Here is a 3,816-nt window from a genome sequence, read left to right on the forward strand (position 1 = left end):
CAGGGCCGCCAGATGGAGCAGCTGGCGGAGATCGACGTCCAGATCGCCACCCTGGAGCAGCGGATCTCCCGCCTTACGCTGCACGCCCCCGGGGCCGGCATCGTGCTCACGGACGGGCTGGAGCGGCTGCCGGGCACCATGCTCCCCGAGGGCGGGACGGTGATGGAGATCGGCGAGGAGGGGGGCTGGCGGGCCGTGCTCCTGGTGGCGGAGCGCGACGTGTCGCGCATCCGCGTGGGCGACGAGACCCTGGTGGAGCTGCGCGCGTTCGGCCGGGCCAACGCCCCCGAGATCCGCGGACGGGTGCTCACGGTGGGCGCGGAGCCGGCCGCCAGCGGTCCCCTGTCCGACGGACGCGTGTTCCCCGTGGTGGTGCGCCTGGACCCCGGCGACCTGCGGGCCGTGGGGGTGGAGCGCCTGCGGCGCGGGTACACGGCGCAGGCCAAGATCGTCACGCGGTCGGAGCGCATCATCACGCTCATCTGGGAGTACCTGCTCCAGCGCACGGAGAGCTGGGGCAAGCTGGAAACGCCCGCGCAGCCGGCGGCCACGAGCTAGGGCGGTTCCCGGACGGGGTGGATCGTGGACGCCGATCGCCCGTGACGCCGTCCTTCCGACCGGCGTCCGAGGGCCGCGGGCCCGCGGGGAGGGGGAGGGAAGGCGCCGGACGTCTCCCTGCTGGAGGGAAGGCCAGGACCGGGATCGGCGGAGGGGGCCCGCGCGGAGCTCGCCCACCTCCCCCGAAGCGCCGGGGGGAGGCCGGTCTGCTGCCTGGATCCCGCGGGGTCGGCGCGGCGGGGGGACGACCCGGGATGAACGCCCGGGCGGGAAACCGGCTCCGGCCCCGCCCCGAAAGCCGCCGCGGGGCCGCGTTGCAGGGTCCGGGAACGAGGGGCCGCGGCCCGGTCGGGGACGGTTCCCCGCCGGCGGACCGGCCGGGTCCTGCCGTGCTCCGGGAAGACGGTTCGCGTCCGAATTTCACGTGACGCGGGGAGCCGGATGCCTGGAAGACCGCCGGGCTCCCGGTTGCGTCGTTCGCGATACGACTGTTAGTTTCAGTCAAGCTATCGAACATCGTGGCAGGCGTTTGGGGCCAGCGTGCGTACACACTGCGCACGGGTCCCGCCGTACCATCGCCCGCCGCGCCGCACGTGACATCATCTCCCGCGTTTTCATCTCCCGCGTCTTCATCCGGTCTTTCGCGTTCAGCCTGCACGAACACGCATCGCGTCCCCGCGGGCAGCATCGCGGCCGGGACGCGATCTCACTCTTTTTGGCATCTTCGAGGGTTGCATGTCGGCTGGTGGTAACGAGTTGAGCCACGCACCGGGCGGGAGCGCGGCGCATTTGCCCGGTTCCCGGGCGGAGCGTTCGGGCCTGCCGCGCACGCCGGGGCCGTCCGCGGGCGACGCCGCGGACGGCGGGGCGCGCGCGCCGCTGTCGTTCGCGCAGCAGCGGCTGTGGTTCCTGGAGCAGCTCGAGGCGCTGGGAAGCGCGTACCACCTGTCGCGGTTCCTTCGCCTGCGGGGGGCGCTGGACGAGGGCGCCGTGGCCCGCGCGCTGGGGCAGGTCGTGGCGCGCCACGCCGCGCTGCGCACCACGTTCCACGAGGCCGGCGGCGTGCCGGAGCAGCGGATCGCGCCGGCCGCGGACGCCCCGTTCCCGCTGGTGGTGGAGGACCTGGGCGGCCACGCCGACCCCGGGGCGGAGCTGCGGCGGCGGATGGCGGAGGCGGTGGCGGCCCCGTTCGACCTGCGCCGCGGCCCCCTGCTGCGGGGCGTGCTGTTCCGGCTGGCCCCCGGCGACCACCTGCTGCTGCTCACGCTGCACCACATCGTCTCCGACGCGTGGTCGCTGCGGGTGCTGGCCGAGGACTTCGGCGCGCTGTACGCGGGCCAGGTGCGGGGCGGGGGCGAGCCGCTCTCCCCCCTCCCCGTGCCGTACGAGGCGTACCTGGCGCGGCAGGCGCGGGAGCGGGCACCGGAGCTCGTCGAGCCAAAGAAGGCGTACTGGCGGACGGCGCTCGCGGGCGCGCCCCCGCTGCTCGAGCTTCCCACCGACCATCCCCGCCCGGCGCGGCAGCGGTTCGGCGGGAGCGCCGTGCCGGTGTGCCTGGACGAGGCGCTCACGGCGCGCGTAAAGGCGCTGGCCGCGCGCCACGACACCACGCTGTTCCGCACCGTGCTGGCCGCGTGGGCGCTGGTTGCCGCGCGGCTCTCCGGCCAGGACGACGTGGTGGTGGGCGTTCCCATGGCCAACCGCGACCCCCAGGCCGCGGGGGGGCTGGTCGGCTTTTTCGTCGACACGGTGGTGGTGCGGGTGGACCTCTCGGGGAGCCCCACGGCCGGCGACCTGCTGCGGCGGGTCCATGCGCGCACGCGCGAGGCGAGGCGGCACCGGGAGGTTCCCTTCGAGGAGGTGGTGAGCCTCGTGGCCCCGGTGCGAAGCCGGGCCTACCACCCCCTCTACCAGACCACGGTCACCTGGCACGACGTGGCGCAGGCCCGGCTGTCGCTGCCGGGGCTGGCCCCGGCCGCGCTGGAAGCGCCGCCCCTGCTGGACGCCACGGTAGACACCTCGCTGGTGCTGCACGAGGAGGACGGGCGCGTCGTGGGCCGGCTGGAGTACGCCACGGCGCTCTTCGAGCAGGCGACGGCCGAGCGCTTTGCCGGCTACCTGCGGCGGGCGCTGGAGGAGATGACGGCGGACGAGCACCGGTCCGTGGACCGGCTGCCGCTGCTGTCCGGGGCGGAGCGCGCGCACGTGGTCGACGGGCTCAACGCCACGGACGCGCCGTACCCCGCGGACCGGTGCATCCACGAGCTGTTCCAGGCGCAGGTGGCCCGCACCCCGGCGGCCATCGCCGTCTCGGACGAGGGCGAGCGCGTGACGTACGCGGCGCTGAACGCGCGCGCCAACCGCCTGGCGCACCACCTGCGCCGGCGCGGCGTGGGGCCGGAGGTGCGCGTGGGCCTCTGCATGGAGCGGGGCGTGGAGATGGTCGTCTCCCTGCTCGCCATCCTCAAGGCCGGGGGCGCCTGGGTGCCGCTGGACCCGGCGCACCCCGCCGAGCGCCTGGAGCGCATGCTGGCCGACAGCGGCGCCGCCGTGCTGCTCACGCAGGACCGCCTGCGCGCGCGGCTCCCGGCGGGCGCCGGCGCCCGCGTGGTGTGCGTGGACGCGGAGGGCGCGGCCATCGGCGCGGAGCCGGCGCACGACCCGGAGAGCGGCGCCACGCCCGGCGGGCTGGCGTACGTCATCTACACCTCCGGCAGCACGGGCACGCCCAAGGGCGTGGGCATCGAGCACCGCGCGCTGGTGAACCACATGGCGTGGTTCGTCCGCGACTTCGGGCTGACGGAAGCCGACCGCGTGCTGCAGAAGACGCCGGTGGTCTTCGACGCGTCCGTGTGGGAGTTCCACGCGCCCCTGCTGGTGGGCGGCGAGCTGGTGATGGCGCGCCACGAGGGCGAGCGCGACCCGCGCTACCTGGCCCGCACGCTGCGCGACCGCGGCATCACCGTGCTCCAGCTGGTTCCCTCGCTGCTGCGCGTGCTGCTGGACGAGCCGGAGCTGGGGGCGTGCACGGCGCTGCGCCACCTGTTCTGCGGGGGCGAGCCGCTGCCGGGCGAGCTGGCGCGCCGGGCCGCGCAGGTCCTCCCGGGCGCGCGCGTCACCAACCTGTACGGCCCGGCGGAGTGCTGCATCGACACCAGCACCCACCGCTGCACGGGGGCGGACGGCGCGCGCGCCGTGGTGCCCATCGGCCGCCCCGTCCCCAACACGCGCGCGTACGTGCTGGATGCCGCGCTGCGG

Annotated in this window: 2 protein-coding genes; both read left to right on the top strand. The window is 75.6% G+C overall.

The annotated features are described in order from the left end of the window. On the top strand, positions 1 to 558 hold a 558-nt coding region (locus VFZ20_RS20240; RefSeq protein ID WP_329685752.1), incomplete at its 5' end, for an HlyD family efflux transporter periplasmic adaptor subunit. Between the two features lie 756 nt (positions 559 to 1,314). Continuing rightward, on the top strand, positions 1,315 to 3,816 hold a 2,502-nt coding region (locus VFZ20_RS20245), incomplete at its 3' end, for a non-ribosomal peptide synthetase (RefSeq protein ID WP_329685753.1).

This window comes from Longimicrobium sp. (assembly GCF_036280135.1).
Lineage (GTDB): Bacteria > Gemmatimonadota > Gemmatimonadetes > Longimicrobiales > Longimicrobiaceae > Longimicrobium.